General features: G+C 66.9%; 19 protein-coding genes. 10 read left to right on the forward strand and 9 right to left on the reverse strand.

Annotation, left to right across the window (positions count from 1 at the left end):
* Positions 1-22: 22 nt before the first annotated feature.
* Positions 23-673, reverse strand: coding sequence for a retropepsin-like aspartic protease family protein (locus tag HNP60_RS04330; RefSeq protein WP_184150634.1), 651 nt, complete (start codon positions 671-673; stop codon positions 23-25).
* A 155-nt stretch (positions 674-828) separates the two neighbouring features.
* On the opposite strand from HNP60_RS04330, the gene HNP60_RS04335 reads away from it, so the two are divergent.
* On the forward strand, positions 829-1,092 hold the full coding sequence (locus tag HNP60_RS04335; protein WP_014075241.1) for a DUF2171 domain-containing protein: 264 nt from the start codon (positions 829-831) through the stop codon (positions 1,090-1,092).
* A gap of 44 nt (positions 1,093-1,136) precedes the next feature.
* On the opposite strand, the gene HNP60_RS04340 is transcribed toward HNP60_RS04335, so the two are convergent.
* The 5 genes from HNP60_RS04340 to HNP60_RS04360 form a co-directional block, all read right to left on the reverse strand.
* Positions 1,137-1,499, reverse strand: a complete 363-nt coding sequence (locus HNP60_RS04340) for a hypothetical protein (protein WP_184150637.1) — start codon at positions 1,497-1,499, stop codon at positions 1,137-1,139.
* An 88-nt stretch (positions 1,500-1,587) separates the two neighbouring features.
* Positions 1,588-2,676: a YihY/virulence factor BrkB family protein gene (locus HNP60_RS04345; protein ID WP_184150640.1), complete on the reverse strand. Its 1,089-nt coding sequence runs from the start codon at positions 2,674-2,676 to the stop codon at positions 1,588-1,590.
* A complete protein-coding gene (locus tag HNP60_RS04350; protein WP_184050458.1) occupies positions 2,673-2,894 on the reverse strand; it encodes a hypothetical protein in 222 nt (73 codons plus the stop codon). Before HNP60_RS04350 ends, HNP60_RS04345 begins: the two co-directional genes overlap by 4 nt.
* The gene (locus HNP60_RS04355) at positions 2,894-7,129 is read right to left on the reverse strand and encodes a translocation/assembly module TamB domain-containing protein (RefSeq protein ID WP_184150648.1); all 4,236 of its coding nucleotides are present in this window, start codon (positions 7,127-7,129) and stop codon (positions 2,894-2,896) included. Before HNP60_RS04355 ends, HNP60_RS04350 begins: the two co-directional genes overlap by 1 nt.
* Complete coding sequence (locus tag HNP60_RS04360; RefSeq protein WP_184150649.1) at positions 7,129-9,324, reverse strand: autotransporter assembly complex protein TamA; 2,196 nt, start codon at positions 9,322-9,324, stop codon at positions 7,129-7,131. Before HNP60_RS04360 ends, HNP60_RS04355 begins: the two co-directional genes overlap by 1 nt.
* Before the next feature lie 316 nt (positions 9,325-9,640).
* On the opposite strand from HNP60_RS04360, the gene HNP60_RS04365 reads away from it, so the two are divergent.
* From HNP60_RS04365 to HNP60_RS04385, 5 genes are all read left to right on the forward strand, one after another.
* Positions 9,641-10,399, forward strand: coding sequence for an ATP-binding cassette domain-containing protein (locus tag HNP60_RS04365; RefSeq protein ID WP_184150654.1), 759 nt, complete (start codon positions 9,641-9,643; stop codon positions 10,397-10,399).
* Positions 10,396-11,973, forward strand: coding sequence for an ABC transporter permease/substrate-binding protein (locus HNP60_RS04370; RefSeq protein ID WP_184150657.1), 1,578 nt, complete (start codon positions 10,396-10,398; stop codon positions 11,971-11,973). Before HNP60_RS04365 ends, HNP60_RS04370 begins: the two co-directional genes overlap by 4 nt.
* Before the next feature lie 344 nt (positions 11,974-12,317).
* Positions 12,318-13,595 carry an ergothioneine biosynthesis protein EgtB gene (gene egtB, locus HNP60_RS04375; RefSeq protein WP_184150660.1) on the forward strand — a complete coding sequence of 426 codons (1,278 nt, stop codon included), beginning with the start codon at positions 12,318-12,320 and terminating at the stop codon, positions 13,593-13,595.
* A 3-nt stretch (positions 13,596-13,598) separates the two neighbouring features.
* Complete coding sequence (gene egtD / locus HNP60_RS04380; RefSeq protein WP_184156864.1) at positions 13,599-14,585, forward strand: L-histidine N(alpha)-methyltransferase; 987 nt, start codon at positions 13,599-13,601, stop codon at positions 14,583-14,585.
* Positions 14,586-15,037: 452 nt separating this feature from the next.
* On the forward strand, positions 15,038-17,590 hold the full coding sequence (locus HNP60_RS04385; protein ID WP_184150663.1) for a TonB-dependent receptor: 2,553 nt from the start codon (positions 15,038-15,040) through the stop codon (positions 17,588-17,590).
* A gap of 413 nt (positions 17,591-18,003) precedes the next feature.
* On the opposite strand, the gene HNP60_RS04390 is transcribed toward HNP60_RS04385, so the two are convergent.
* The gene (locus HNP60_RS04390; RefSeq protein WP_184150666.1) at positions 18,004-18,342 is read right to left on the reverse strand and encodes a GIY-YIG nuclease family protein; all 339 of its coding nucleotides are present in this window, start codon (positions 18,340-18,342) and stop codon (positions 18,004-18,006) included.
* 100 nt (positions 18,343-18,442) lie between these two features.
* On the opposite strand from HNP60_RS04390, the gene HNP60_RS04395 reads away from it, so the two are divergent.
* Both HNP60_RS04395 and HNP60_RS04400 read left to right on the forward strand, forming a co-directional pair.
* Positions 18,443-19,060: a DUF2239 family protein gene (locus HNP60_RS04395; protein WP_184150669.1), complete on the forward strand. Its 618-nt coding sequence runs from the start codon at positions 18,443-18,445 to the stop codon at positions 19,058-19,060.
* Positions 19,057-19,488 carry an ester cyclase gene (locus HNP60_RS04400; protein ID WP_184150672.1) on the forward strand — a complete coding sequence of 144 codons (432 nt, stop codon included), beginning with the start codon at positions 19,057-19,059 and terminating at the stop codon, positions 19,486-19,488. The genes HNP60_RS04395 and HNP60_RS04400 overlap by 4 nt, the downstream gene beginning before the upstream one ends.
* Positions 19,489-19,539: 51 nt before the next feature.
* Here HNP60_RS04400 and HNP60_RS04405 read toward each other — a convergent pair whose 3' ends face one another.
* Together HNP60_RS04405 and HNP60_RS04410 are read right to left on the reverse strand one after the other, a co-directional pair.
* The gene (locus HNP60_RS04405; protein WP_184150674.1) at positions 19,540-19,692 is read right to left on the reverse strand and encodes a hypothetical protein; all 153 of its coding nucleotides are present in this window, start codon (positions 19,690-19,692) and stop codon (positions 19,540-19,542) included.
* Positions 19,693-19,728: 36 nt separating this feature from the next.
* A complete protein-coding gene (locus HNP60_RS04410) occupies positions 19,729-21,324 on the reverse strand; it encodes an isocitrate lyase (RefSeq protein WP_184150676.1) in 1,596 nt (531 codons plus the stop codon).
* A gap of 140 nt (positions 21,325-21,464) precedes the next feature.
* Between HNP60_RS04410 and HNP60_RS04415 the strand changes: the two genes are divergently transcribed.
* Positions 21,465-22,883, forward strand: a complete 1,419-nt coding sequence (locus tag HNP60_RS04415; protein WP_184150678.1) for a helix-turn-helix domain-containing protein — start codon at positions 21,465-21,467, stop codon at positions 22,881-22,883.
* 741 nt (positions 22,884-23,624) lie between these two features.
* A complete protein-coding gene (locus HNP60_RS04420) occupies positions 23,625-26,555 on the forward strand; it encodes a TonB-dependent receptor plug domain-containing protein (protein WP_184150679.1) in 2,931 nt (976 codons plus the stop codon).
* Positions 26,556-26,565 lie beyond the last annotated feature (10 nt).

The raw sequence follows: 26,565 nt of genomic DNA on the forward strand, positions 1-26,565 counted from the left end.
GGCCCGGCTCCGGGGGCAGGTGTCAGAACGGCGCATGTTCTGCCGAGCCGGGCTCTCCAGCGGCGGTCGCCCGTGGCGGCACCAGAATGAGCGTTCGCCCCTCCACGCGCCATGAGGCCAGCTTGGAGAGGAAATTCATGCCCAGCACGTCCATCGGGCCCAGAGCGGGCGAGATCACGACCTTGAGGCCCTGGGCCTGAATGCCGCCGAGCTGGAGCCGCTCGACCGTCCCAGTGCGCGCTTCCACCGCACCGTTTGCCGTCCGCAGGATCACGGGCACCATGCTGGCGTCGCGCTGGACCGAAGCCAGATCGGCGGTCTGCGCCGAAAGGGCGGTAATGGTGGCGCCGCTGTCGATGAGCATGCGGCGCTTCACGCCGTTGATCCGCACGTCGGCCCAGAAATGACCATCCCGCGCCATCGGGATATGGACTTCCTCGCCCTCTATCCGCTGCCCGTCGATCCCCATGCGATCGGTGAGGCGCGCGAGGTTGGGATCGAAGGGTGCATGCTGGAACAGCAGGAACAGGCAGAAAACCAGGATCGCGAAGGAGAGGAGCGCGCGCAATATCCGCCCCACATAGGGGATGTTGAAAAGGATGATGAGCAGCAGCGCCGCGCCCGCCGCATAAAGCGCGAGCTGCTGCCACTCGGGGTTGGTTGTTATGGGCATGGCGTTCAGCTCCTGCCGACCGGCCGCGGGTCGAGCCGCGGCCCATTCGCGCAGCCGGGCAGGGGGCGAGGCGAACCGCTGCCCGAGCGGGCATCCAATCCGCCGCCGGTGCGTTCGCAAGAGAGGCCCATGACGATCATGAAAGGAGAGCAATCATGGCTGATCTGAGTCAGGTGCGTGAGCATATGGACATCATCGGGGCGGACGGCGTGCACATCGGCACCGTCGACAAGGTCGAGGGCGACCGGATCAAGATGACGAAGGCGGACAGCGGCTCGCATGGAAGCCACCATCATTATCTGTCGGGCGGACTGGTCGCCGAGATCGAGGGCGATCAGGTCCGTCTGTCGGCGACGGGTGCTGCGGCACTGCTGTTCGAGGAAGAAAAGGACGGCGAAGCGATCGCTGATCGAAACTGACGGGGTGCAGGTCGCAGCCGGTGAGGAGCGGGAGGCGCTGGCCCTCACGCCCCCTCGCCGGCGACGGCCTGCTGGCGCATCTTCATGCGCGCGATCACCACCACGCCGATGAGCGTGACCACCGGATTGCGGATCGCGAACCGGATCGCGCCATCCACGAGACGCGGCGTGGCAGCGGCCAGCGCCATCTTCGCGAGCGTGCTGGGCTGCTCGCTTCGCAGCGAACGCATCACCGGCTCGGCGAGCGCGATCCCCGCCTCACCCGTGGTGAGGCATGCCTGTCCCACCGAGCGGGCGACGGCGCGGGCCTTAGGCGCGACGGCGCCCTTCGCGGGTGTCGAAAGCGCCTTGCCCGCCGGAGCCTTGCCCGCCGAAGTTGCAGTGTGTGAAGCTGTGGAAGCCGCCATGTCGGATCTCCTTCGCGCGTGAACCTTTTGTCATGCCAACGCCCGGAAACCCGGCCTGTTCCCGTGGCCTGTCCCCATGTTCTGCCGTTCAGGATACGCGGCTGGCGCGATGCGCGGCCTCCCGCCGGCGCTTCTTCTCCATGAGCAGCCGGCTCGCCCGGTCGAGCGCGACACTGTCCGCCATCACCGCGCCCCGCTGGCCCATCGGGCGGTCCGGGCCGACGGTCGAATCGACCATCGTCTGCCGTTCCATCTCGCTGTTCACTTCCGCGCCGATCAGCACCGCGAAAGCGGACACGAACAGCCACATGAGAAAGATGACGACCGCCGCGAGCGAGCCATAAGTGGCGTTGTAGTTCGTGATGTTGGCGACATAGAAGCCGAAGCCCAGCGTGATCGCCAGCCAGAGCACCGTAGAGAGGACCGAGCCCACGGAGAGCCACCGCCATTTGGCGGCGCGCCGGTCCGGCGCGTAGCGAAAGAACACCGCGAAGGTCAGGCTGATGAGCGCGCCCGCGAACAGCCAGGTCAGCCCCTGGATGAGCAGGGCGGCCGCGCTTCCGATATAAGGCGCGAGGAAATTGCGCGCATATGTGAACAGTGAGATCGCCACCGTGCCGATGATGGCGACCATGACCATGCCGAGCGTGATGGCAGCGGCGAGGCCGGTTGTGCGGATGAAGTTGCGCGTCTCATATTCCTCGTAGATCACGTTGAGCGCGGTGATCATCGCGGTGGCCGCGCGCATCGCGCCGTAGAGCGAAAAGAAGAGCGCGATGAAGAGGCCGAGGCCTTGCGCCGTCTTGCTGCTGGTGACGATGGCCAGCAGCTGCTCCTTCAGGATGGTCAGCACCTCGGGCGGCACGATGCCTTCGAGCAGCGTGACGTTGGCGGCGACGCTCTGCGGATCGCCGATCAGGCCGTACAGGAGGACGATGGACGCGATGAGCGGCACGAAGGCGAGAAAAGCGTAGAAAGCCACGCCCGCGGCCAAGAGGCTGAGATTGTGGAAGCCGATCATCACGTAGATGCGCTTGACGATCGACCACCAGGCGGCGCGCGGAAGCTGCAGCGGGGATTCTCCCCGTGCGCCGGGCAGCGTATCGGCCAGCATCTCCGCTTCCTGACGGGAAATCGGCTGGCCGTCCTCCGTGACTGGTCCCTCGCTCGGCGTCATGGCTGGGCCTGATTGACCATGGTGTCGGGCGCGTTCGGATCGGTGCGGAGCCGGCCGGCCTGCGCGGAGGCATTCATTTGCCGGCTCAACTCCTCCTGGATGTTGCTCGCGGTCGTATCGATCGACTGCGCCTGCTCGTTGTAGCGCTCGTCGAAGCTCTGGTCGCTGCCGCAGGCCACGAGCAGCATCGGGCAGCAAAGGACAAGGAAACGGCGCATCAATAATCCTTCCGATAGCGCAGGTTCACGCTCGATCCGCCGAAGCTGCCCATCGAGCTGAGCACCGAAAGGGCGCGGGACAGGCTGACTTCGAGCTGGGTGGCGGTGTATCCCCGCGCGTCCGTCACGATCTCCACATAGATGTCGTTGCTGATATATTGCCCCACCGCGAGGGAAGTTCCCCGGCCGGTCTCCTCGTCCGCGCCGAGGATGCGCAGCCGGTCGATGCCGCTGGCGGATTGCAGCACGCCGAGCGGATTGAGCCCGCCGCCGCTGCCGCGCAGGCTGTTGAGCGAGGCGGCGAGCTGGACCGCCTGGATCGTGCTCAGTTCCCCGACCGAATTGCCGAACAGGATGCGGGCCATCAGCTCGTCCTGGGGGAGGCTTGGCGTCGAGCTGAACGCGATCTGGGGGTCGCCGGCCGAACCGGTGATGGTGATGTTGATCGTCACGTCCTCGACATCGCCGCTGGCCACGATGCGCAGTTCCGGATTGGTCATTTCGTCGCCGCTGAAGGTGAGACGGCCTTCCTGAAGCTCGAACGAGCGGCCGGCAAAGCCGAGCGTGCCGCGCACGAGCCGCACGTCCCCGGTGATCCGCGGGGCGCCGCTGGTGCCGCCGACGTGGATATCCGCGCTCCATTCGGATTCAAGGCCCATGCCGCTCACATAGATGCGGTTGTCCGCCCGGAGCCGTACGTCCAGCCGCCAGTCGGACGGGATGCTCTCCATCGGCTCGGGCGCGCCGCTGATCCGCTCGCGTCCGAGCGCCGGCTTGCGGCGCACGCCGGTGAGCGTGGGCACCTGCGCCGAACCCTGGCGGACGATGCGATAGCGCGTCTCGGGCAGCGCGATGCTCCCGCTGATCGTCGCCGGGGTGCCCGGGCCGTTGACCACGCGCAGCTGCCCGGTCGTGCGGGCCTCCATGTCGGATCCGCTCGCGAGCTGGGCATTGTTCATGTCGATGCCGAGCTGGATGGGGAAGCCCTGCGCTGAGCTCAGCGAGACGAAGCCGCTGGCGCTCACCGTGCCGTCGCCCGCATTGGCGGTGAGGCTCTCGACCTGCAGGCGGTCGTTGGTGAAGCGGCCGCGCACCGCAAGCTGGGTCAGGCGCGTGCCGAACTGCGTGTTCTCATAGACGAGATTGTTCGCGCGGACGACGCCGGTGAGCTGCGGCGCGCTCACCCGCCCGGTGAAGTCCGCGGCAAGGCCAACGGGTCCGCGCAGGCTCTGGTCGGGCAGGGCCGCGAGCGAGAACAGCACGTCCGCCGGGCCATTGTAGCGCACGCCGCCGGAGAGGGGCGCTGCCATGAGGCGCGTGGTCCAGCTGCCGGCGCCGGGGGGCAGGGGGCGAAGATCGACCTGCAGGCGCCCGATCGCGGCGCCGCGCCGGCGGATGATGGCGCGGGCATTGCCGCCATCCGGCACCAGCCGGCCCACGAAGCTCATGTCGACCGGCTCGGAGACCGCCGCGAGGCTCGTGCGGGTGAAATTGTCGATCCGCAAACGAGCATCCGCGCTCGGGAAGGCACTGTCCGAAGGCTGCGAGAAATCGACGCTGCCATTGGCCATGCCGCCGAGGCCGAGGCCGGGTGCGAACGGATTGGCGAGCGCCAGATTGACGTCCTGCAGGCGCGCCTGGAGGGACATGCCCGGGCCATAGCGGCCGGCCAGCCGCAGCGTGCCCTGTCCGATCGACAGCGCGGCGGGGCGAAGCGTGTATCCGCTGTCCTCCGGCACGATCCGCATGGCCTCGCGCGTTTTCACGTCGATGCCGTTGAGCCGCCCGTCGATCGCGACGCGCCAGAGCGCGGGATCGAAGCGGGTGTTGGCGGCGAGCCGGAAAGGGTAACGCGTGCGTCCCTCGACCAGCATCTTCGCCTGACCGCTACCGCCGCGATAATTCACGTCGGCGCGCGCTGCGGCGATGCTGAGTTCGCCCATGCGGGCGCCGGCGAGCTCCATGGCGGCTACCACCTGCGGCTGGTCGGCGAGCAGGACGTCGGCATTCACGAAGCCGCGGGCGAGGCTGACAGTGGCGTTGCCGGGCAGGCTCGCGTCGCGGGCGCGCGCATTGACGAGCAGGCGCTGCGAGCCGCCCTGATCCGAGAGGTCCACCCGTCCGTTGAGGCCGGAGCCATTGGCGAGCAGCGTGCCCGCGAACGGGCCAGCGCGCGTCTGCGTGATCTGACCGGTCAAGCCGATGCCGGCGAAATTGGTCCCCTGCCGCACGTCGATCGCCAGCGCGCCACCGGTGCGCACCGCCACGTCGGCCTTGAGCGGTCCGTAATCGGTGACGCCCTGGGCATCGACCAGATAGGTGCCGTCATTGCCGCGCACCGTCGCTTCCAGATCGGCAAGGCCGATGCCGAGCCCCGGGCGCGGCGCGGCGAGGCGCACCACCGGCCGCGCGACCGAACCCGTCACGTCCAGGCTCAAGGGGCCATATTGATCCGAACTGCCGCTCGCGGCGAAGCGCAGCGATCCGTCCGCCCCATAACGGCCCCGGCCGCCGGTGAGCCGGAATTGCGGGGCCGACACGTCCAGCCGGTCGAGGCTGGCCACGCCATTGCTGTCATAACCCACATTCGCGACGATGAGCGCGTTGCCGCCGAGGAACGTCTGCACGCTATCATTCAGCAGCCGGGTGGAGCGGGCGGCGACGCGGCCGCCGAGCCGGAAATAGCCATTGGCCCCGGTCTTGAGGTCCATGTCCGTCTGCAGGTTGAAGATGCCTACGCTCTCCACCCGGTAGTCGTTGACCCGGCCATTGAGCGCGCCGCTGTACAGCGCCTTGTCGAGATCGGCGACGATCACGGCGGTGGCATCGATGCGGTCCGAGCGCAGGCGGATATTGTCCGAGAGCAGCCGGGCGTTCGCATAAGCAAGGTCGCCATCGATGCGCACATTGGTGAGCAGCGGGGCAACGCTCTCGTTGACGCCGATGATCCGCCGGGCGCTGCCGTGCAGGGGAATGCGCCATTGCTCCTTCTCCAGCGCGGCGCTGCCCGAGACGCTCAGCCCTTCCACCACCGTCGCGCCGAAGCCGATCCGCTGCGCGGTCAGCCCGTAGGCGATTTCCGGCGCAGCGAAGCTGCCGTTGAGCGTTGCCGTCGCGGCGATGTCCGCGCCGCTCAGATTTTCGGCGATGACACTCGGCTTGAGCAGGCGGAAGCCGAGTTGGAGATCGCGCATCGTGCTGGCGCCCAGGTCAACCTGCCCGTCGGCGCCGAAGGTGAAATTGTCGCTCGTCACGCCGCCGTGCAGATGAGCGCGCCGCTCGGCCAGCGTGGCGGAGAGATCGAGCTGGGTGACCGGTTCCAGCATCGCCCGCCCGGGGCCGGTGATGAACAGGCCGGGGCGGATCGGCCCCCGCGCCGTGAAGGTGCCGTCCCGCGCGGTGATGACGACATTGGCGAGGTCCTCCGCGCCCATCGTGCCCGAGAGCCGCCCGTCCCAAATCTGCCAGTCGCCTTTGCCCGAGACCGTGAGCGCGACGGGTTGCGCGACGCCGCTGTAGCTCGCGACGAGCCCGTCGGCCGGGCCCGCCAGCCGCATCTCGATGGCGAGGCGATTGCTTTCCGGCACTGCGTCGAGCACCAGCGCGAGCCGGTCGCCTCCGGCCACGCCCGGGGCGGCGATGGCGCGCCCGTCCGCCTTGATCTGTGCGCGGCGGTCGGCAATGTGTACCGTGCCGGCAAGGCCCAGCAGATGGCGCCGTCCGGTGACCGGCGCGTCGATCTGCAAGCGGCCGATCTCCAGTCGGTTCACATCGATGTCGAGATCGGGCAGCAGCGGGCCTTCGCTCGGCGGCGTCGGGTTGAACTGCGGATTGCGATGGAACCGCGCCTGCGGGATGAGCAGCGCGCGGATGTCCACGTGATTGCTGAGATAAGCGAACGGGCGCCAGTCCATGTCGATCAGCGGGGCGCTGAGGAATGTGCCCCGGGGGTCGCGCAGGGCGACATCGCGCAGCCGCAGGGCGCCGAAGATCGAGCCCTCGATCCGGCCGACGCGGATCTGCATGCCATTCTCGAAGCTCAGCCCTTCCACTTGCCGTGCCACGAAGCGCCGGCCGCTGTCCGTGCCCAGCCAGGCATAGCCGCCGATCGCCAGCGCGAGCAGCAGGCCCAGCAGCCCGAGAAGGCCGAGCGCCACGCGGCGGCCCCAGCGGGCGCGGCGGGGCGGGGGAGCCTCGGGCAGCGGCGCGGGCGTCATGTCGCTGGTCTCCGCCATCAGAAGGCCTGCCCGATCGAGATATAGACGGAAACGCGCGATTCACCCGGCTGGCGATTGATCGGCGTGGCGACGTCCAGCCGCATCGGCCCGAAATTGGTGTAGAAGCGTCCGCCGATGCCGACGCCGAAGCGCCAGTCCGTGAAGCGCGGCATCTCGCTGGTGTAGACCTGCCCGCCATCGATGAAGCCGACGATGCCGTAATTGCCGAAGCGGTAGCGCACTTCCGCTGCCGCCTCGACCAGGCTGCGCCCGCCGATCGGTCGGTTGTCCGGGTCCTTGGGCCCCAGCTCCTGATAGCCGAAGCCACGCACCGAGCCGCCGCCGCCGCCATAGAAACGCCGCGATGGCGCTATCTGCGCGCGCGCTGCGCCGCCGATCATGCCCACGCGGGCGCGTCCGGCGAGCACCACATCGTCCGAGACGGGGTAATAGCCCGTGCCCTCGAACAGCGTGCGGGCATAGGCCTGCGCGCCGCTGCCCAGCGAGCTCTCCGGGGAGATGCGCGCAGAGAGGCGGAAACCGCGCGTGGGGTCGAGCAGCGAGTTGGAGGTGTCGAACGTGATCTGCCCGGGCAACGCCAGCACATAATATGTGCGCCGCCGCCGCTCGCCCGCGTCGAAATCATAGTCCTGCTCATTGGTGCCGATCAGCTCGAAGCCATAATTATAGGTCCAGCGCTTCTGCCAGATCGGCGTGCTGTCATAGGAGACGCGGCCATAGAGCCGCCCGGTCAGCGCCTCATAAGCCTCGAAGTCACTGCGCCGCGCGTCGACGCCCAGTTCCACCGTGCGGTCGCGCCGGCCGGCATTGGAGCGGCGGAAGGCGACGCCGAGCCCCTGTTCCTGCGTGCCGGCGGTTCCCTGCACGACCAGCGCGCCTTCCGGCGGGAACATGTTGCGGTGCGTCCAGCTTCCGTCGATCTTGATGCCTTGTCCGGTCTCGTAGCCCGCCTGCGCCGCCAGCGTGCGGGGCGGCCCGGCTTCCTGGCTGACGACCAGTGTCGCATAGTCCGTGCCGTCGCCGGCCGGGACGCCGCTCGGCTCGGGGTCGACCGAGACGACCGAGAACAGCCCGGTCGCGACCAGCGCGCGGCGCAGGTCGTCCACTTTCCGGCTGTCGTAGAGCTCGCCCTTGCGGAACCGCGCGATCCGCTCGATGTGCCCGGGCTCGAACACGGCTTCCTCGCCCCGGTTCACGATGTCGCCGAAGCTGCTGCGCGGGCCGGGCGTCACGGGCAGCGTATAGTCCCCGGTGCGCGTCTCCGCATCGAGCAGGATGTCGCGCTCGCCGATCTCGACAAAAGGATAGCCGTTCTGCGGCAGTTCCACCGCGATGCTGGCCTCGCCCGCGAGAATGTCCTCCGCCTCGATGGGGTCGCCGGTCTGCGGTTTGAATGCACTGACGATGAGGTCCTCGGGGATCACCGGCGCCGCGTCGAAGCGGATGGCACCCAGCACGTAGCGGGGGCCGGGCGTCACTTCGAGGAGCACGCGGACCGGATCGTCGCTGCCTGTCTCGCCGAGCTGGAGGCTCCCGCGTACGCTGGAATCGAAGAAGCCGTGGCTCGAAAGAATGTCCGCGAGGAGCTTCTGGTCCTCCTCCAGCCGGGCATTGATCATCGCGCCGTTCGCCGCGCGGCCATCGCCGTCCTCCAGCGCGGAGAGGGACTGGAACTGGGCGCGGATCGTATCGGCGTCCACCGGGGCCTTGCTGCCTGCCTCGTTCAGCGTGTCGAGGCCTTCGACGCTGTAATTGTACCGCGTCTCGGCGGCGCGGCTTTCCTCCTCCTCGGTATAGCGGCTGTCGTCGAAGGGCTCGACGTCGAAGGCCTCGATCGGGGTCAGCGGCTGGTCCGCCTCGGGGTCGTCGGGCAGGGGCGCGCCGATGTCATCCACGGGCGGCAGGGCCTGCTCGCCCGACGTGGCGGCGCGGCGATCGGCCTCGGCTTCCCAATCCGAGACGGAGCCCATCGCGCCGGCGGGATCGTCGGAAATCGGCGGGATGCTCTCGTCGAATTCCTCGTCGGAGATGATGGGCTCATCGGGCTGCGCGTCTGACGGGGCGGCGTCATCCGCTTCCGCGCCGGTCAGCACGGGCGGGTCGGCAGGCACGGCAGGCTGGCGCGCGCGGACGGGCTGGCCCGCGACGATGAGCGCGGTCAGCACCAGCGGTGACGCCGCGAGGAGACGCAATGCGCGGCTCCGGGCGGCTCCACCAGAGCCAAAGCCTCCTGAGCCGAACTCGATCGAAGACAAGCAGGACCCCCATTTATCGCGCCTGTCCTGAAGACCTATGCGCCGCCTTGCTCAACACAACACGCTGGAGGCCGGTTGGTTTCTGGGGAATTTCCCTCGGCGCCTCATGGGCGGCCCGAAGCGGGACGGTGGTGCGGGCCGGGGGGGCGCCTGATCGACCGGACGCAGCGGGCGAGAAACCGGTTGGGTTTCCTGCGCGTTGGCGTTTAACCTGGCCTTTCCGCGGCCGCTCCAGGGAAGTCCAGTCTCGCCGATGATCACTCTCTCTCAGGTCAGCAAGAGCCATGGCGAGCGCCGCGCGCTCGACGATGTGACGCTCGCCATCGAGAGCGGATGCTTCCTCGCCATCGTCGGACAGTCGGGCGCGGGCAAGACGACGCTGCTCAAGGCGATCAACCGGCTGGCCGATATCGATGCCGGGCAAATCATGGTGGATGGCGAGGATGTGAGTGCCCAGCCGCTCGCCGCGCTGCGCCGTCGCATCGGCTATGTGTTCCAGGGCATCGGGCTTTTCCCGCACATGAGCGTCGCGGAGAATATCTGGCTGGTGCCGCGCCTGCAGGGCATGGCGCGCGCGGGGCGGGCGGCGCGGGTCGCCGAGCTGCTGGCACTCGTCTCGCTGCCGGCGGATTTTGCGGAGCGCTATCCGGCGCAGCTGTCCGGCGGGCAGGCGCAGCGCGTCGGCTTCGCGCGGGCACTGGCGGCAGGCCCCTCGATCATGCTGATGGACGAGCCTTTCGGTGCGCTCGATCCGGTGACGCGTGCCGAGCTCGGCACGGCGTATCGCGCGCTGCACGATCGGCTCGGCCTCACCAGCCTGCTCGTGACGCATGACATGAGCGAAGCGCTGCTGCTCGCGGATCGGGTGGTCGTGATGGATGAGGGGCAGGTGCTGGCGGACATGCCGCCCCGCGCGCTGATCCGCCACCGGGGCGATCCGCGCATCGATGCGATGCTGGACGCGGCGCGGGGCGCGGCCGCTGCCCTCGAAGCCCTGGCGCGCGACGCATGAGCGCGCTGGGCGTGAGTTGGGCCGAGCTGGCCAATCTTGCCCGGGAGCACCTGTTGCTCAGCGGATGCGCGGTGTTGCTCGCCATCGCGATTGGCCTGCCGCTTGCCATTCTCGCGGCGCATCGTCGCGGCGCGCGCGGGCCATTGCTGGCGCTCGTCAGCCTGCTGCAGACCATACCGGGGCTGGCGCTTCTGGCGCTGTTCTATCCGCTGCTGCTGTTCCTCGCGGATCTGAGCGGCCTTGCGATTCCGGCGCTTGGCTTCCTGCCCGCGCTGCTCGCGCTCACCGTCTATGCCCTGCTGCCGATCGTGCGCAACGGCGTGGCGGCGATCCGCGGCATCGATCCTGCGCTGATCGAAGCTGCGGAAGGTCTCGGCATGACGGCGGGGCAGCGGCTGCGGCTGGTCGAGCTGCCCTTGGGCGCGCCGGTGATCCTCGCCGGCATCCGCACGGCCGCCGTCTGGACGATCGGCACGGCCACGCTTGCCACCACCATCGGCCAGCCGACGCTGGGCGATCTCATCTTCTCCGGCCTGCAGATCGAGGACTGGCGGCGGGTGCTGGCCGGCTGCATCGCGGCGGCGCTGCTTGCCTTGCTGGTCGATGCGATGCTGGCGCAGGTGGAGGCTGGGCTCGCGACCCGCTCGCGCGCGCGGCTCTGGGCTGGGCTGGGTCTTCTGCTGCTCGCGCTGGCGGCGGCGTTCATGCCCCTGCCTTCGAGCGGCGGCGTGGCCGGCAGGGCGCCCGGCGAACCGGCCGGGAAGCCGGTGGTGATCGGCGCCAAGAATTTCTCCGAGCAATATATCCTCGCCCGCGTCATCGAGGCGCGGCTGCGCGCGGCCGGCTATCGCACCGAGCGGCGGGACAATCTCGGCTCCTCGGTCGCCTATCGCGCGCTCGCGGCGGGCGATATCGCGGTCTATGTCGATTATGCCGGCACGCTCTGGGCCAATGTCCTGCAACGCGAGGACAGGCCGGACGGCGCGGCGATGATGCGCACGCTATCGCGGGAGCTGGCGCGCCGGGACGGGGTGAAGCTGCTCGGCCCGCTCGGGTTCGAGAATGCCTATGCCTTCGCCATGCGCCGCGATCGCGCCGAGGCGCTCGGCATCGCGACGCTGGCGGATCTCGCGCGGGAATCGCCGCGCCTGCGCCTCGGCAGCGATCTCGAGTTCCTCAGCCGCCCGGAGTGGCGCGCGGTGGAAGCCGGCTATGGCCCCGCGTTCCGCTCGCAGCGGGCCTATAGCCCCACCTTCATGTATCGCGCGCTGGCGGACGGCTCGGTGGACGTGATCTCCGCTTTCTCCTCGGACGGGCGCATCGCCGCGCTCGATCTCGTGACGCTGGACGATCCGGCCGGCGCGCTGCCCCGCTATGACGCGCTGCTGCTCCTTTCCGGGGCGGCCGCGCGGGACCCCGGGCTGGTCGCGGCGCTGCAGCCGCTCGTCGGGTCGATCCCCATGGATGCCATGCGCGCGGCGAACTGGATGGTGGACCGCGATGCCGACAAGCGCACGCCCGTCGAGGCGGCGCGCTGGCTGCTGGCCCGCCAAGGCGCGGTCCCCGCCCGATAGCCGGCGTGGACGAATTCCGAGCCATAACGGCGCACCATCTCTCGTCATTCACGACGTCATCCCGGACTCGATCCGGGATCCCGCTTCTTCCTTTTCTCAACCGGCTGGACCCGGCGATCTTCAAGGCAGCGGGATCCCGGATCGAGTCCGGGATGACAATGAAAAGGGGGGATGCGCGCGTCTGACCCTCAAAGTCCGCGAATTCGTCCCCGCCCGCTAGTTGTCCTGCCGCACGCGGCACTATAACCAAAGTATCGGTGGTAACCAAAACCGCGCTCGTGCGTAATCGTAGCGGAAGGGCGTGAGCACGCGGCCATCGGTGGTCGTGAAGGAGGGTCAGAACCATGAGCATCACGACTGCGCCAGCTCCCCTGGCGGCGGCGGACAGCGAGGCGCTGGCCCAGCGATATCGCGACGTGCGCGCGCTCAGCCTCGCGCTGGCAGCGCCCCTTTCCGATGCCGACGCGACGGCCCAGTCCATGCCCGATGCATCCCCCGCCAAATGGCATCTGGCGCACAGCAGCTGGTTTTTCGAAACTTTCGTGCTGCGCGATCATCTGCCGGGTTATCGGCTGGTCGACGAGCGCTGGCCCTATCTTTTCAACAGCTATTATGAAGCCGAGGGCGAGCGCCATGCGCGCCCGCGCCGGGGCCTGCTCACGCGGCCGGCGCTGGACGAGGTGCTGACCTATCGTGCCCGGGTGGACGAGGCATTTCTCTCCGCCCTGCCGATGCTTGCGGAGACCTGTCCCGAGCTCATCGAGCTCGGCCTCCAGCATGAGCAGCAGCATCAGGAGCTGCTGCTGACGGACATCAAGCATCTCTTCTCGTGCAATCCGCTCGGCCCGGCCCTGTGGCCGCCGGTGCATGAGCCGCAGCATTACCCCACGCCGCTGGTCTGGCATGCCGGGCCGGAGGGCATCGTGGAGATCGGCGCGGGCGCTGCCGGCTTCGCCTTCGATAATGAGCGGCCGGCGCATCCCGCGCTCCTGGCGCCCCATGCGCTCGCCAACCGCACGATCACCAATGGCGAATGGTTTGAGTTCATCGACGACAATGGCTATGCGACGCCCACGCTCTGGCTCTCGGACGGGTGGGACTGGGTGAACCGCGAGAGCGTCGAGCATCCGCTCTACTGGCGCCGAAGCCATCATGTCTGGGAGCAGTTCACGCTCGCGGGCTGGCAGCCGGTCGATCCGGCGGCGCCGGTCACCCATGTCAGCTTCTACGAGGCGGATGCCTATGCCGCCTGGGCGGGCGCGCGATTGCCGACCGAGCAGGAATGGGAAGCCGCCGCGCGCACGGCCGATCCCATGGCGGGCGTGCAGCTCGATGGCCCGGGGCCGGTCGGCCCGCGCTTCGAGGAAGCGGGCGAGGGCTTCACGTCGCTGTTCGGCAATGTCTGGGAATGGACCGGCTCGGCCTATCGCCCTTATCCGGGTTTTCGAACGGCACCGGGCGCGGTCGGCGAGTATAACGGCAAGTTCATGAGCAGCCAGTTCGTGCTCAAGGGCGGCAGCTGCGCCACCCCGCGCGGGCATGTCCGCGCTTCCTACCGCAATTTCTTCCATCCCCATCAGCGCTGGCAATTCACTGGCCTGCGCCTCGCCAAGGATCTTTGAATGATGATGGTGCACACCAATCTGAAGCTGATCGAGCGGGACGGCGAGGGCGTCGATCCGGCGTTTCGCGACGATGTGCTGAAGGGCATGGCCCAGCGCCAGAAGGCCATTCCCGCCCGCTGGTTCTATGATCTCGCCGGGTCCGAGCTGTTCGAGCGCATCACTGCCCTGCCGGAATATTATCCCACGCGTGCCGAGACCGCGCTGCTGGAGCGGCACGGGCAGGACATCGCCCGGCTGGTCGGGCCGGGGCGTGCCGTGGTGGAGTTCGGCTCGGGCAGCTCGGTCAAGACGCCGCTGCTGCTGCGCGAGATATCTCCGGCGGCTTATGTGCCGATCGACATTTCCGGCGAGTTCCTGCGCCAGTCCAGCGAGGCGCTGGCGCAGGCCTTCCCGACGCTGCCGGTGATGCCGGTGGAAGCGGACTTCATGAAGACGGTGGAATTGCCCGCTGCCGTGAAGGCCTTCGGCATGCTCGGTTTCTTCCCGGGCTCGACGATCGGCAATCTCGTGCCCCGCACCGCCGTCGACCTGCTGCGATCGATGCGCGAAACGCTCGGCGACCGGGCGCAGCTGCTGATCGGGGTGGACCGCGTGAAGGACATCGACCGGCTGGTCCGCGCCTATGACGATACGCAGGGCATCACCGCGCGCTTCAATCTCAACCTGCTGCTGCGGATCAATCGCGAGCTCGGCGCGGACATTCCGGTCGAGCAGTTCCGCCATGTTGCGCGGTGGAATCCGGACTGGAGCCGCATCGAAATGCATCTCGAAGCCACGCGGGATGTGAGCTTCAGCATTTCGGGCTGCAGCTTCGCGATGCTCGTGGGCGAGACCATCCACACGGAGAACAGCCACAAATACACGCCGGATCAGGCGCGGCTGATCCTGCAGGCCAGCGGCTGGACGCCCAATGCCCAGTGGACCGACGCCGATGGCGACTTCCTCCTGGTGCTGTGCGAAGCGAGCGAGCAGCGGTCCGCGCCCTGAGCGGCACGGAACGAGGCTCGCGCGATTGCAGCAGAATGCAGGCCGATGGGACCAGATGGAAACATGCGGGGCATAAGGCCCGCCGGCCCGGCCCGGGCCCCCGCGACAAGCGCTGAAATCCGGGCATTTCGTAGCATGACAGCGCATCGGCAGAGCGCCGCCTGCGGCCATGGTTCGGAAGAGCAGGACCGGCGGGGATGACCGGCCGGGCCGGCCGGAGCCGGCAAAAGGGCATGAAAGGCGCGCTTTTCCGGGCGCGATCACGGATGCCCTTTCTAGCTGCGGCAATTCAACTCTCTATCTCGGTCAAAGCCTCGCAGCGGGCGCCAGAATAATTTAGCAGCAGGCCACAGAAGGATGCCGGGCTGCGGAACCCGCAGTCCGGATACACTGCTGGCGGTTTGGCAAAGAATGAATGAGCCGGCGAAGTCCGGCAGGGAGGGGAGTCTGACATGACGGTTTTACGGCATAGTCTCGCGCGCACGATATCGCGGATCGGCCTGGCGAGCAGTAGCATTCTCGCCAGCGCGGCCATCCTCGCGACCGCCGCGCAGGCGCAGGCGCAGGCGCAGGGCACGGCGACAGCCGCCGCGGACGAGAATGACGACGATGTGATCGTGGTCACTGCCCAGATGCGCGAGCAGAACCTGCAGGATGTTCCGCTCGCGATCACCGCCGTCAGCGGCGCGCAGCTCGAGGCGCGCAGCCAGACGCGGCTCACGGACATCACCGCGCAGTCGCCGAACGTGATCCTGCAGCAGAACCCTGCCGGCTCCGGCAACTCGATGCGCGCCTTCATTCGCGGCGTCGGCCAGTCCGACCAGAGCCCCTCGGTGGAGCCGGGCGTCGGCATCTATATCGATGACATCTATTTCGGCACGGTGACGGCCTCGGCCTTCGACTTGACCGACCTCGATCGCGTCGAGGTGCTGCGCGGCCCGCAAGGCACACTCGCGGGCATGAACTCGCAGGGCGGCGCCATCAGGCTCTATTCCAAGAAGCCGCAGGGCGAAGGCGGTTCCGTCGAGGTGGCGCTCGGCAATTTCAAGCGCCGCGACATCAAGGCCAGCGCGGATTTCACCGTGGTGCCCGACGCGCTCTACGCCCGCATCACCGGCGTCACGCGCAATCGCGACGGCTATGTGACGCGCTATGATTATGCCTGCCTCAATCCGAGCGATTCCGATGTGGTCTCGGGCGCCATCCCGCGCCTCGCCGCGGTCGGCACGGACTGCAAGCTCGGGGAGCTGGGCAACCAGTCCATGTATGCGTTGCGCGGGTCGCTGCGCCTCGCGCCGGCGGGCAGCCCGCTCGAGATCAATGTCTCGGCCGACTACACGCGGGACGAGTCCGCCACGCAGGCATCGGTGCTGATCGCATCGGCGGAATCAGCCTCGAAAGGCACCGCCAGCCCCTCCAACCGCTCGGGCATGAGCATTCCCTATCAGGGCGTCGCGTTCGACGATCGCTTCGTGCCTTATGGCAAGTATCGCCGGGCCAGTTCGCCGCTGAACGATGGCTATGCGAGCTATGCCAATTTCTACGATCCCGGCGTTATGTACTCGGCCGCCGGACCGCAGCCCGCCGGTGCGCCGCCCAGCGCCATTCCCGCCGGCGCGCCGCTCGGCCCGTTCATCGCGCCGTCCGCCAGCCAGGTGGATGGCTGGGGCGTCTCGGGCACGATCGATTATGAGATCAGCCCCTTCTTCTCGCTCAAGTCGATCACCGGCTATCGCAAATATTTCAGCCAGAGCGGATCGGACAACGACAACTCGCCGATCGTATTCATCCAGGACAATTCCAAGTTCCATCACCGCCAGTTCAGCCAGGAGCTGCGTCTCTCGGGCAATCTGGTCAACGATACGGTGCATGTGACGCTGGGCGGCTATTATTATGACGCCGCGACCCGGTATGAGGCGCGCATCCACACGCCCTTCTCCGGCTTCTGCGCGGCTGCGACGCCCTGCTTCTCGTTCATCAATGACGATACGGCCGATCTCACGACCTATGCCGGCTTCGGCAATGTCGCCTGGGACGTGACGGACCGGCTGACGCTGGAAGGCGGCGTGCGCGTCACGCACCAGCGCAAGGATTATACGTTCGGCCGTTTCAATCCGGATGGGCTCGGCGAATATCTGCCGCTCAGCAACCCGGAGAATCCGCTGTCCGGTCAGGTCGGCACCTACAAGGAGACGCTGACCGACCTGCGCCTCGCCGCGTCCTACAAGGTGACGCCGGACGTGATGCTCTATGCGCAGTACGCGACCGGCTTCAAGGGCGGCGGCATTTCCCCGCGTCCCTACAGCTTCTACCAGATCCGCCCGTTCGGCGCCGAGAAGCTGAAATCCTATGAGCTTGGCTTCAAGGGCGACTTCCTCGACCGCCGGGTGCGCCTGAACGTCACCGGCTTCTACATGGATTATGAGGGCTATCAGGGCGTGCCGCAGGTCTGCATCGGGCTTGACGGCCAGGAACTGCCGCCGGATCGCGGCGGCGTCTCGGGCCTGTGCGGCCAGTATCTGAACATCGGCAATGCCGAGGTGAAGGGTTTCGAGCTCGAGACGACGATCCGCCCGGTGCGCGGCTGGTCGATCGACGGATCGTGGAGCCTCACGGACTTCACCTTCACCTCCATCAATTATCCCACCACCTCCATCGTGGTCGGGGCCAGCCGGCCGGGCATCGGCAAGTGGAAGTGGAGCATCGGCACTCAGTATGAAGCCGATCTCGGCTTCGGCACGCTCACCCCGCGCGTCGACGTGAACTACACGCCCGGCTATTGCGGCGACTTCCTCTGCTCGCCCAACGCGCAGGTCGCCAAGTTCACGATGGTCAATGCGCGCATCGCGTTCCAGACCATCGAGAAGGACTGGACCGTCGCGGTGGAAGCCACGAACCTGTTCGACAAATATTATTTCCTGAACAAGTTCCAGAACGCGTTCTACACCACGGGCCAGCCGGGCCGCCCGCGCGAAGTGGCGCTGACGGTGCGTCGCAACTTCTGATCCTGCAGGGCCGGCGCCGACGAAGACCGTCGCGCCGGCCCTGACGGACAGGTTTTCAGCTGTTTCTTTTGTCATCCCGGACTCGATCCGGGATCCCGCTTCTTCCTGTTTCTCGAACCGGCTGGACCCGGCGAGATTCAAGGCAGCGGGGGCCATGCTGGCCCGGCGATCGTTATCCCAATGGATATTCCCCAGCGGGAAAGCCGGCCCGGCACGCGCTAGGGCGGATCGACATTCAACCTCTGGAGCGCGTTGTCTCCCCAGAACAACGTCATGCTGAACTTGTTTCAGCATCCATCGCGCCTTCAAGCTCCGGGCTCGGACGCGAAATGGATGCTGAAACAAGTTCAGCATGACGAGAATATTGGCGGGAAGGGTGCCTGCTCAACGGAAGAAATGAATGTCGATCCGCCCTAGATACGGATGCCATTCATCTCCTCTATCCATTCGGCATGGAGGCTCCTGAGCGCTGCGGTCCGGCTGGAACTCGAAGCTTCATCATCGGTCAGGCGATCGATGACCTCGAAGGTGAACGTCTCGCTTCCATGCGCAGTCCATGCCTCCTGAAGCGATCGATGCGAATTACGGCCCTGTTGCAGCGTAAACCAGAGACGGTTCCGGATGGTGGACAGATCCGGCGCGCTGCCGATCCACAGTTGATCGGATGCCGTGCATCGGACGGCATAGATGCCGGCCTCCACCTTTCGTTCCTTGTAGGCCGCGACAGCCGCCTTCCGATCCTCGCTCTTCATGTGCCACCTCCGATGTTGGCGCCGCCTTACTCTGCGCACCCGGCCAACGCAATATCACCCGGGTGTATTGACATCAAATTATACCCGGTTAAAAAGGGGCATGACCAGTTATCTGTCCACACCCTGCACGGCCTTTGCCGGCCACCAGCGCATCGCCAGCGGCGCGCTGATCGATGTGGCCTTGGCGATCAAGGCAGCCGAAGCCGGAACGCAAGGCCCGGTTCTCACCTTCAATGACACGACCGGCGCGGTGATCGAGCTCGATCTTCGGGGCACCACTGCGGAGATCGTCACCCGGTTGACCGAGCGCAGCGAGCTTGAGGGGGCAGCCGGGACGCGGCATGCGCCGGCCGGTGTGCCCGGCCGTTCGCGAGGCCGGCCAAAGCTGGGCGTCGTTGCGCGTGAAGTGACTTTGCTGCCGCGTCATTGGGAATGGCTTGCAAGGCAGTCGGGAGGCGCCTCGCAGGCGTTGCGCCGCCTCGTTGACGAAGCCCGTCGGGCCGATGGCGGGCGGACCGATCGCAAGGCCGCACAGGAGCGCTGCTACCGCTTCCTGTCCACGCTCGCAGGCAACCTGCCGGGTTATGAGGAAGCGATCCGCGCTCTGTTCGCTGGCGAGGATGAAGATTTCGTCGACCGGATGGCGAGCTGGCCTCCGGATGTTCGGGACTATGCCCGGGCGCTGGCCCGGCCGAATCCCGATGAGGAACGATCATGACGACGCAGGATAAGCGCAAGCAGCGGCTCGCCGCTTTCATCCGGCAGATCTGGGATGAAGGTGAAGCGGACGCGGCTGACGGCTATATCGCGGAAACATACAGGATTCACCACGATCCGGGCGATCCCTGGGAGGGCCAAAGCCTTGATCGCGCCGGGTTCAGGGAGCGGGTGCGCATGTCGCGGGCGGCCTTTCCCGACCAGCGCTTCGACATCCAGGCCTTGTTCGCCGATGGCGACGCTGTCGTCATGACCTGGCTCTGGACCGGCACGCATCAAGGCGACCTTCCGGGCTTCCCGGCAACCGGCCGAGCGATCCACATGTCGGGCGCAACGGTCTATATGTTCGACAGCGCAGAGCGTCTGACCGGTCATTGGCAGGTCACGGATCGGCTCGGCGTCTTTCAGCAGCTCCAGCGCAACCGGTGAGCATTTCCCGGCCGCAGCATTGCGGCCCCGGCTTGCGCCGGGGCCTTCCTCTCAACCGATCCGGCCGAGCCGGTGGAACAGGTTCGAATATTTGTTGGATTCCGGCTTGTCCTTCACCTCGCGGGCATAATGCGCGACGGCGGTGCGGATCAGGCGGAAGTCCTCGGTCGAGAAGACCGCGCGGGATCGTTGGGGTTCACTCATTCCATGTCTCCTTGGCTTTCTCTGCCGGCCTGATGGTCAGGCGGCGAACTGGTTCATGGTGTTGGCGCCGCCACCGGCCTTGAGCGCGGCGTCCCCGGCGAAATAATCCTTGTGATCGTCGCCGATGTCCGATCCCGCCATATTCTGGTGCTTCACGCAGGCGATGCCTTCGCGGATTTCCCGGCGCTGCACGCCCGCGACATAGCCGAGCATGCCCTGTTCGCCGAAATAGTCGCGCGCCAGATTGTCCGTGCTCAGCGCCGCCGTGTGATAGGTCGGCAGGGTGATGAGGTGATGGAAGATGCCGGCGCGGGCCGAGGCATCGCGCTGGAACGTGCGGATGCGCTCGTCCGCTTCGCTGGCCAGCGCCGTGCCGTCATAGTCCGCGCTCATCAGCGTCGCGCGGTCATAGGCCGAGACGTCGCGGCCTTCCGCTTCCCAGGCATCGAACACCTGCTGGCGGAAATTGAGCGTCCAGTTGAAGCTCGGCGAATTATTGTAGACCAGCTTCGCGTTGGGGATCACCGCGCGGATGCGATCCATCATGCCGGCGATCTGCCCGATATGCGGCTTCTCGGTTTCGATCCACAGCAGGTCCGCGCCGTTGCGCAGCGCCGTGATGCTGTCCAGCACGCAGCGATCCTCTCCCGTGCCGGGGCGGAACTGGTAGAGATTCGAGGGCAGGCGCTTCGGGCGCAGCAGCTTGCCCGCACGGCTGATGAACACTTCCCCGTTGCCGATATCGGCGGGGTCGATCTCCTCGCAATCGAGGAAGCCATTATACTGGTCGCCCAGGTCGCCGGGCTCGCGGCTATAGGCGATCTGCTTGGTGAGCCCTGCGCCGAGCGAATCCGTGCGCGCGACGATGATGCCGTCCTCCACGCCCAGTTCGAGGAAGGCATAGCGGATCGCGCGGATCTTCTGCAGGAAGTCCTCGTGCGGCACGGTGACCTTGCCGTCCTGATGGCCGCACTGCTTCTCGTCCGAGACCTGGTTCTCGATCTGGAGCGCGCAGGCGCCTGCCTCGATCATCTTCTTGGCCAGAAGATAGGTCGCCTCGGCATTGCCGAACCCGGCATCGATGTCCGCGATGATGGGCACGACATGCGTCTCGTGCGTCTCGATGGCATTGATGAGGCGCATTTCGTCGAGCTGGTTATGCGTGCGCCTGGCGTCGTCCAGCGCGCGGAACAGCCCGCCCAGCTCGCGGGCATCGGCTTGCCGCAGGAAGGTGTAGAGTTCCGCTATCAGGGCAGGCACGCTGGTCTTCTCGTGCATGGACTGGTCCGGCAGCGGGCCGAATTCGCTGCGCAGGGCCGCGATCATCCAGCCCGAGAGATAGAGATAGCGCCCGCGCGTGCTGCCGAAATGTTTCTTGATGGCGATCAGCTTCTGCTGCCCGATGAAGCCGTGCCAGCAGCCCAGCGACTGGGTGTAGTTGCCGGGGTCGAGATCATAGGCCGCCATGTCGCGGCGCATGATGCCGGCCGTGTAGCGGGCGATGTCCAGCCCGGTGCGAAAGCGGTTCTGCGCGCGCATCCGTGCGGCGGATTCGGGATCGATCGAGGCCCAGCCAGGGCCCTGCAGGGCAATGCTGTCCGTCAGCCGCTCGATCTCTGCATGATAGGTCATCGTCGTCATCCTCCGCTTGGGGTGCGTCGAGCGATGCCAGCGAAAACCTCCGGCAGAAATGCGCGCCGGTGTCATGATGTCTTACTTTACAAGAATAGTTTGTAATGTTGTAATCAGCGCACGAATGTCGGGAGGCCGCCATGGCACGCAATGCGCTTTACATGGGCCCGCGCCTCAAGCGGGTCCGCCGCGATCTGGGGCTTACCCAGGCCAATATGGCCGCCGATCTCGATATCTCGCCCTCCTATGTGGCGCTGATGGAGCGTAACCAGCGGCCGGTGACGGCGGAGCTGCTGCTCCGGCTCGCCCGTACATATCATGTCGACATCGGCGCCCTTGCCGAGGATGGCGGCGAGGAACTGGCGGCCCGGCTCGGCGCCGTGCTCAGGGAGCCGATCTTTGCCGATATCGATCTTCCCGCGCTGGACGTTGCGGACATCGCGACCAGCTATCCCGGTTTCGCCGAGGCGCTGCTGCGCCTCCATACGGCTTATGGCGAGGAGCGGCTGGAGCTGGCGCAGCGGCGGGAAACCGGCGCGGGCGAGGGGGCGGCCGGGCCGTCGCTCTCCAACCCGGTCGCCGAGGCACGCACCTTCCTCGCCGCGCGGCGCAATTGCTTCCCGCGGCTGGACGACAGTGCCGCCGCCGTCGCCGAGGGGATGCCGGGGCAGGGGCAGGGGCAGGACGCGCTGGTCCGCCGCTTCGAGGAGCGGCACGGGCTGCGCGTGCTCTTCGTCGAGCCGGACCTGATCCTGGGCGCGCAGCGCTTCCATGATCTGCATCGCCGGCAGCTCATGATCAGCAAGCGGCTGGACCATCCCTCGCGGCGCTTCCAGCTTGCCCTGCAACTCGCGCTGCTGGAAGCGGATGGCGAGATCGGCCGGCTGGTGAGCGAGGGGGCTTTCACCAGCGATAATGCCCGGCGCATGGCGCGCCGCGCGCTCGCCGGCTACTGGGCGGCCGCTTTGCTGATGCCCTATCGCCCGTTCCTGCGGGCGGCACGGCAGACGCGCTATGATGTCGAGGCGCTATCCCGCGAGTTCGGCGTCAGCTTCGAGCAGGCGGCGCATCGCCTCACCACGCTTCAGCGGGCGGGGGAGGAAGGCGTGCCTTTCTTCTTCATCCGGCTCGATGCGGCGGGCAATGTCTCCAAGCGACTGGACGGGGCAGGCTTCCCCTTCGCGCGTCATGGCGGCGCCTGCCCGCTCTGGACCGTCCATTCCGTCTTCCAGACCCCCGGGCGCATCGTCACCCAGCGGCTGGAGTTGCCGGACGGCGAGCGCTTCTTCTCCATCGCGCGCACCGTCTCCGCGGGGGGCGGGGCGTGGGGCGCGCCGGTCATGTCGCGGGCCGTGGCGCTGGCCTGCGCGGAGGAGCATATGGGCCTGCTGGTCTATGGCGACGGTGCCGCAGCGATGGCGCCCACGCCCATCGGCATCGCCTGCCATCTGTGCCACCGCCCCCGATGCCTTGCCCGCGCCGCCCCGCCGCTGGGGCGCGACCTGCGCTCCGACGATTATCGCGACACCGGCATCCCCTTCGCCTTCGCGGGCGACTAGGTCGCGCGGACAAATCAGGCCTGCTGGCCGGAACGTTGTGGTGAGCGACCGTAGCCCTCTCCCCTTCAGGGGAGAGGGTTGGGAGAGGGGGGGGGAGGCTGCTCGCCCCCTCTCAACTTCGGCTAATCAGCACGCTGACAAGCCTCCGTTTCTCTCCCCTGAAGGGGAGAGAGCAACAACAGCAACGTCGTCGTGTCCTGACAGGCTGCTTCTGGACGAAATGCCCTAAGGCGGCCATTCGCAATACTATCGAATTTGTCCACGCCGCTTAGCCCCAAAGCGGTGCGACAAATTCGCGGACTTGGAGAGAGCAAAGCCAGCTTTTCAGCCATTTCCTGCGTCATCCCGGACCTGCTCCGGGATCCCGCTTCTTCTGGTTTCAACCTGCTGACCCGCCGACTTCAAGGCAGCGGGATCCCGGATCGAGTCCGGGATGACCTCTTGAATGACGAGATGGTGCGCCGCCATCGCCGCGGAATTGCACGCCCTTAGGGCAGTGGTGGCACACCCCAGGGTGCGATGAATCGTTGCACCTTTGCAACAGTTGCATCGCCTCCTGCGCTCCGGGCGGCGCGGCAACAGTTTTTCACACGAAAAGGTGTTGAGGACTCAAGACGTCGTTGATAGTCAGTGTTCGTTGCATCTCATCGTCGGGCGCTTTTCTGCGGTCGCGCTCTGGTGGGATTCGTTGCCCAAGAATCTGGATTGCCAATCGGCACCGTGATCAGGAGAGGAGTACACATGCCCGCACTCATCCTTCAACCGCGTCTTCCGGCGTTCGCCGCCGGTGCGAGCCTTCGCGCGCTGGGTGTGAGCCTTGCCCTGCTCGCAAGCCCGGCTCTCGCTCAGGAGTCCGCGCCGCTGCCGCAGGACACCGCTGTTCCGCAGGAAGAGCCCGTCTCGGAAGAAGCGATCGTCGTCACGGGTTCGCGCATCGCGCGGTCCGGCTTCGATCAGCCCACGCCCGTGACCGTGGTCGGCGCGGACCAGATCCAGCGCCAGGCCGCCGTGAACGTGGCGCAGGTCCTCAATGACCTTCCGTCCTTCCGGCCGCAGGCGACCCCGACGACCAACGCCATCTTCACGAACAACATCGGCGCATCCACCGCCGACCTTCGCGGCCTCGGCGCCAACCGCACGCTGGTGCTGGTCAATGGCCGCCGCGTCGTTCCCTCGACCGTGCAGGGCGGCTCCTTCGCCAGCGCCGGCGCTGTCGACCTCAACATGATCCCGGCCTCGCTCATCCAGCGCGCCGAAGTCGTGACGGGCGGCGCCTCGGCAGCTTATGGTTCGGACGCCGTCGCCGGCGTGGTGAACATCCTGCTCGATACGCGCCTCAACGGTATCACCGGTTCGGCACAATATGGCATCAACGATGTCGGTGACGGCAAGCAGTACATGCTCTCGCTGGCGGCAGGCACCGGCTTCGCCGGCGGCCGCGGCCACATCGTCGCGGGCATCGAATATTCGGACGACAAGGGTTCGCGCGATTGCTACTCGCGCGACTGGTGTGCCCAGTCCTACAATACGGTGAGCAATCCCTATGTTGCCGGCAGCGGCAACACCCGCCGTGTCCTCGAGGGCCAGCCGGGCGTGCTCATCCTGCCCAACACGCGCACCGCCACCGCGGCCGAGAACGGCCTCATCCCCCGCCTGCCCGGACCGCCGAACCCGGCACTGATCGCGTCCGGCCTGCTCGGCATGGAGTTCCGTCCCGACGGCACGCTCGTTCCGCACGATTATGGCGCTTATTACGGCGTGCCGATCTTCCAGAGCGGCGGCGGCGATCCCCAGCAGGCGTTCTACATGAACTTCCCGATCTCGGCGCCGGTCGAGCGGCTCAACGGCTTCGCGCATGCGGAGTTCGAGCTGAGCGACGTCGTGACGATCTTCGCCGAGGGGTCCTATGGCCGCGTCAAGGGCAGCACGCTCAGCGCCCAGCGCCGCGATCTCGGCAATCTCACGATCCGTGCCGACAATGCCTTCCTGCCGGATAGCGTCGCCAATGCGATGGCCGCCAATCGCCTTGCGACCATTCCGTTCGGTCGCGTCTGGAATGACATCGGCCCGCAGCGCGCGGAAGTGACGCGCGAGACCTATCGCGCCGTCGTCGGCCTGAATGCCAAGATGTGGGGCGACTGGACGTTCGACGCTTATTACCAGTTCGGCCGCACCGATTATTCGCAGCGCGGTTACAACACCACGATCACGCCCCGCATCAATTTCGCGATGGATGCGGTTGACGACGGCAGCGGCAACATCGTCTGCCGCGGCGTGCGCGATGGCGTGGCGGCGGCTGCCGGCTGCGTTCCCATCAATCCCTTCGGCAATGGTTCGGCCATCACCAATCCGGCGGCTGTCGCTTATGTCACCGGCACGGTGGAGCAGGACACGCGCCTGACGCAGAATGTCGTCGCGGCGACCATGCAGGGCACGCTGTTCGAGGGCTGGGCAGGCGCGATCAAGGGCGCGACCGGCGTCGAGTTCCGTCAGGACCTCGCGCGCGGCGATGCCGATCCGATCTCCCGCGCGCTGCAGTTCTACACCGGCCCGGGCTCGCCGATCAGCGGCAAGGTCGATGTGTTCGAGGCGTTCGGCGAGCTGGTGGTGCCGCTGATGCCGGGTGCGGAAGTCAATGGCGCCGTGCGCTATACCGACTATTCGACCAGCGGCGACGTCATCACCTGGAAGGTCGGCCTCGATGTCGCCCCGCTCGACTGGCTGCGCTTCCGCGGCACGCGTTCGCGTGACATCCGCGCGCCCAACCTGTTCGAGCTGTTCGGCCCGACGCAGACCAGCTTCCAGTCGGTGCCCAACCCCTGGCGCGGCGGTGCGCAGGATCTCCCGATGGTGCTGCTCGGCGGCAACACGCAGCTGGTGCCCGAGGAAGCGGATACCTGGACCGTCGGTGTCGTGCTCCAGCCGAACATCGGTTCGGCCGGTCGCCTTCGCCTGTCCGTCGACTATTACGACATCAAGCTGGAGAAGGCCGTTTCGACGCTCGGCGGCGCGGTCATCGTCAATGGCTGCTTCAACGGTGTGACCGAGCTCTGCTCGCTCATCACGCGCAGCGACACGGACGAGATCACGCAGATCGTCAACCGCAACATCAACCTGGGCAGCCTGACCACGCGTGGCTGGGACGTCGAGGCGAGCTACACCTTGCCGTTCGACCTGCTGGGCGGCCAGATCTCGCTGCGCGGCCTTGCCACCATCGTCGATGATCTCATCACGGACTCGGCGAGCGGCCGCGTCAACCGCGCGGGCATGAACGGTTCGCCGGTGTCGCTGCCCTCGGGCGTGCCGGACTACACGATCAACGGCTATGTCACGTACACGAGCGATCTGGCGACCCTGCAGCTGCAGGTGCGTCACATCTCGAGCGGCGTCTACAATGCCGAGCTCATCGGTCCGCATCAGGACGGCTATGATCCGCTGCTGCCCAACAGCATCAGCGACAACTATATCGGCGCCTGGACCTATTTTAACATCAATGCCGGCGTGAACGTGTGGAAGCGTGGCGACCAGAAGCTGGAAATCTTCGGCGTCATCAACAACCTGTTCGACAAGGATCCGCCGAAGGACGCACCGTCCAGCTTCGGTCCGACGAATAACGTTCTCTATGACGTGCTGGGCCGCGCTTATCGCATCGGCGCGCGCTTCAAGTTCTGACAACTCTCTG

This window comes from Sphingobium lignivorans, assembly GCF_014203955.1.
GTDB classification, from domain to species: domain Bacteria; phylum Pseudomonadota; class Alphaproteobacteria; order Sphingomonadales; family Sphingomonadaceae; genus Sphingobium; species Sphingobium lignivorans.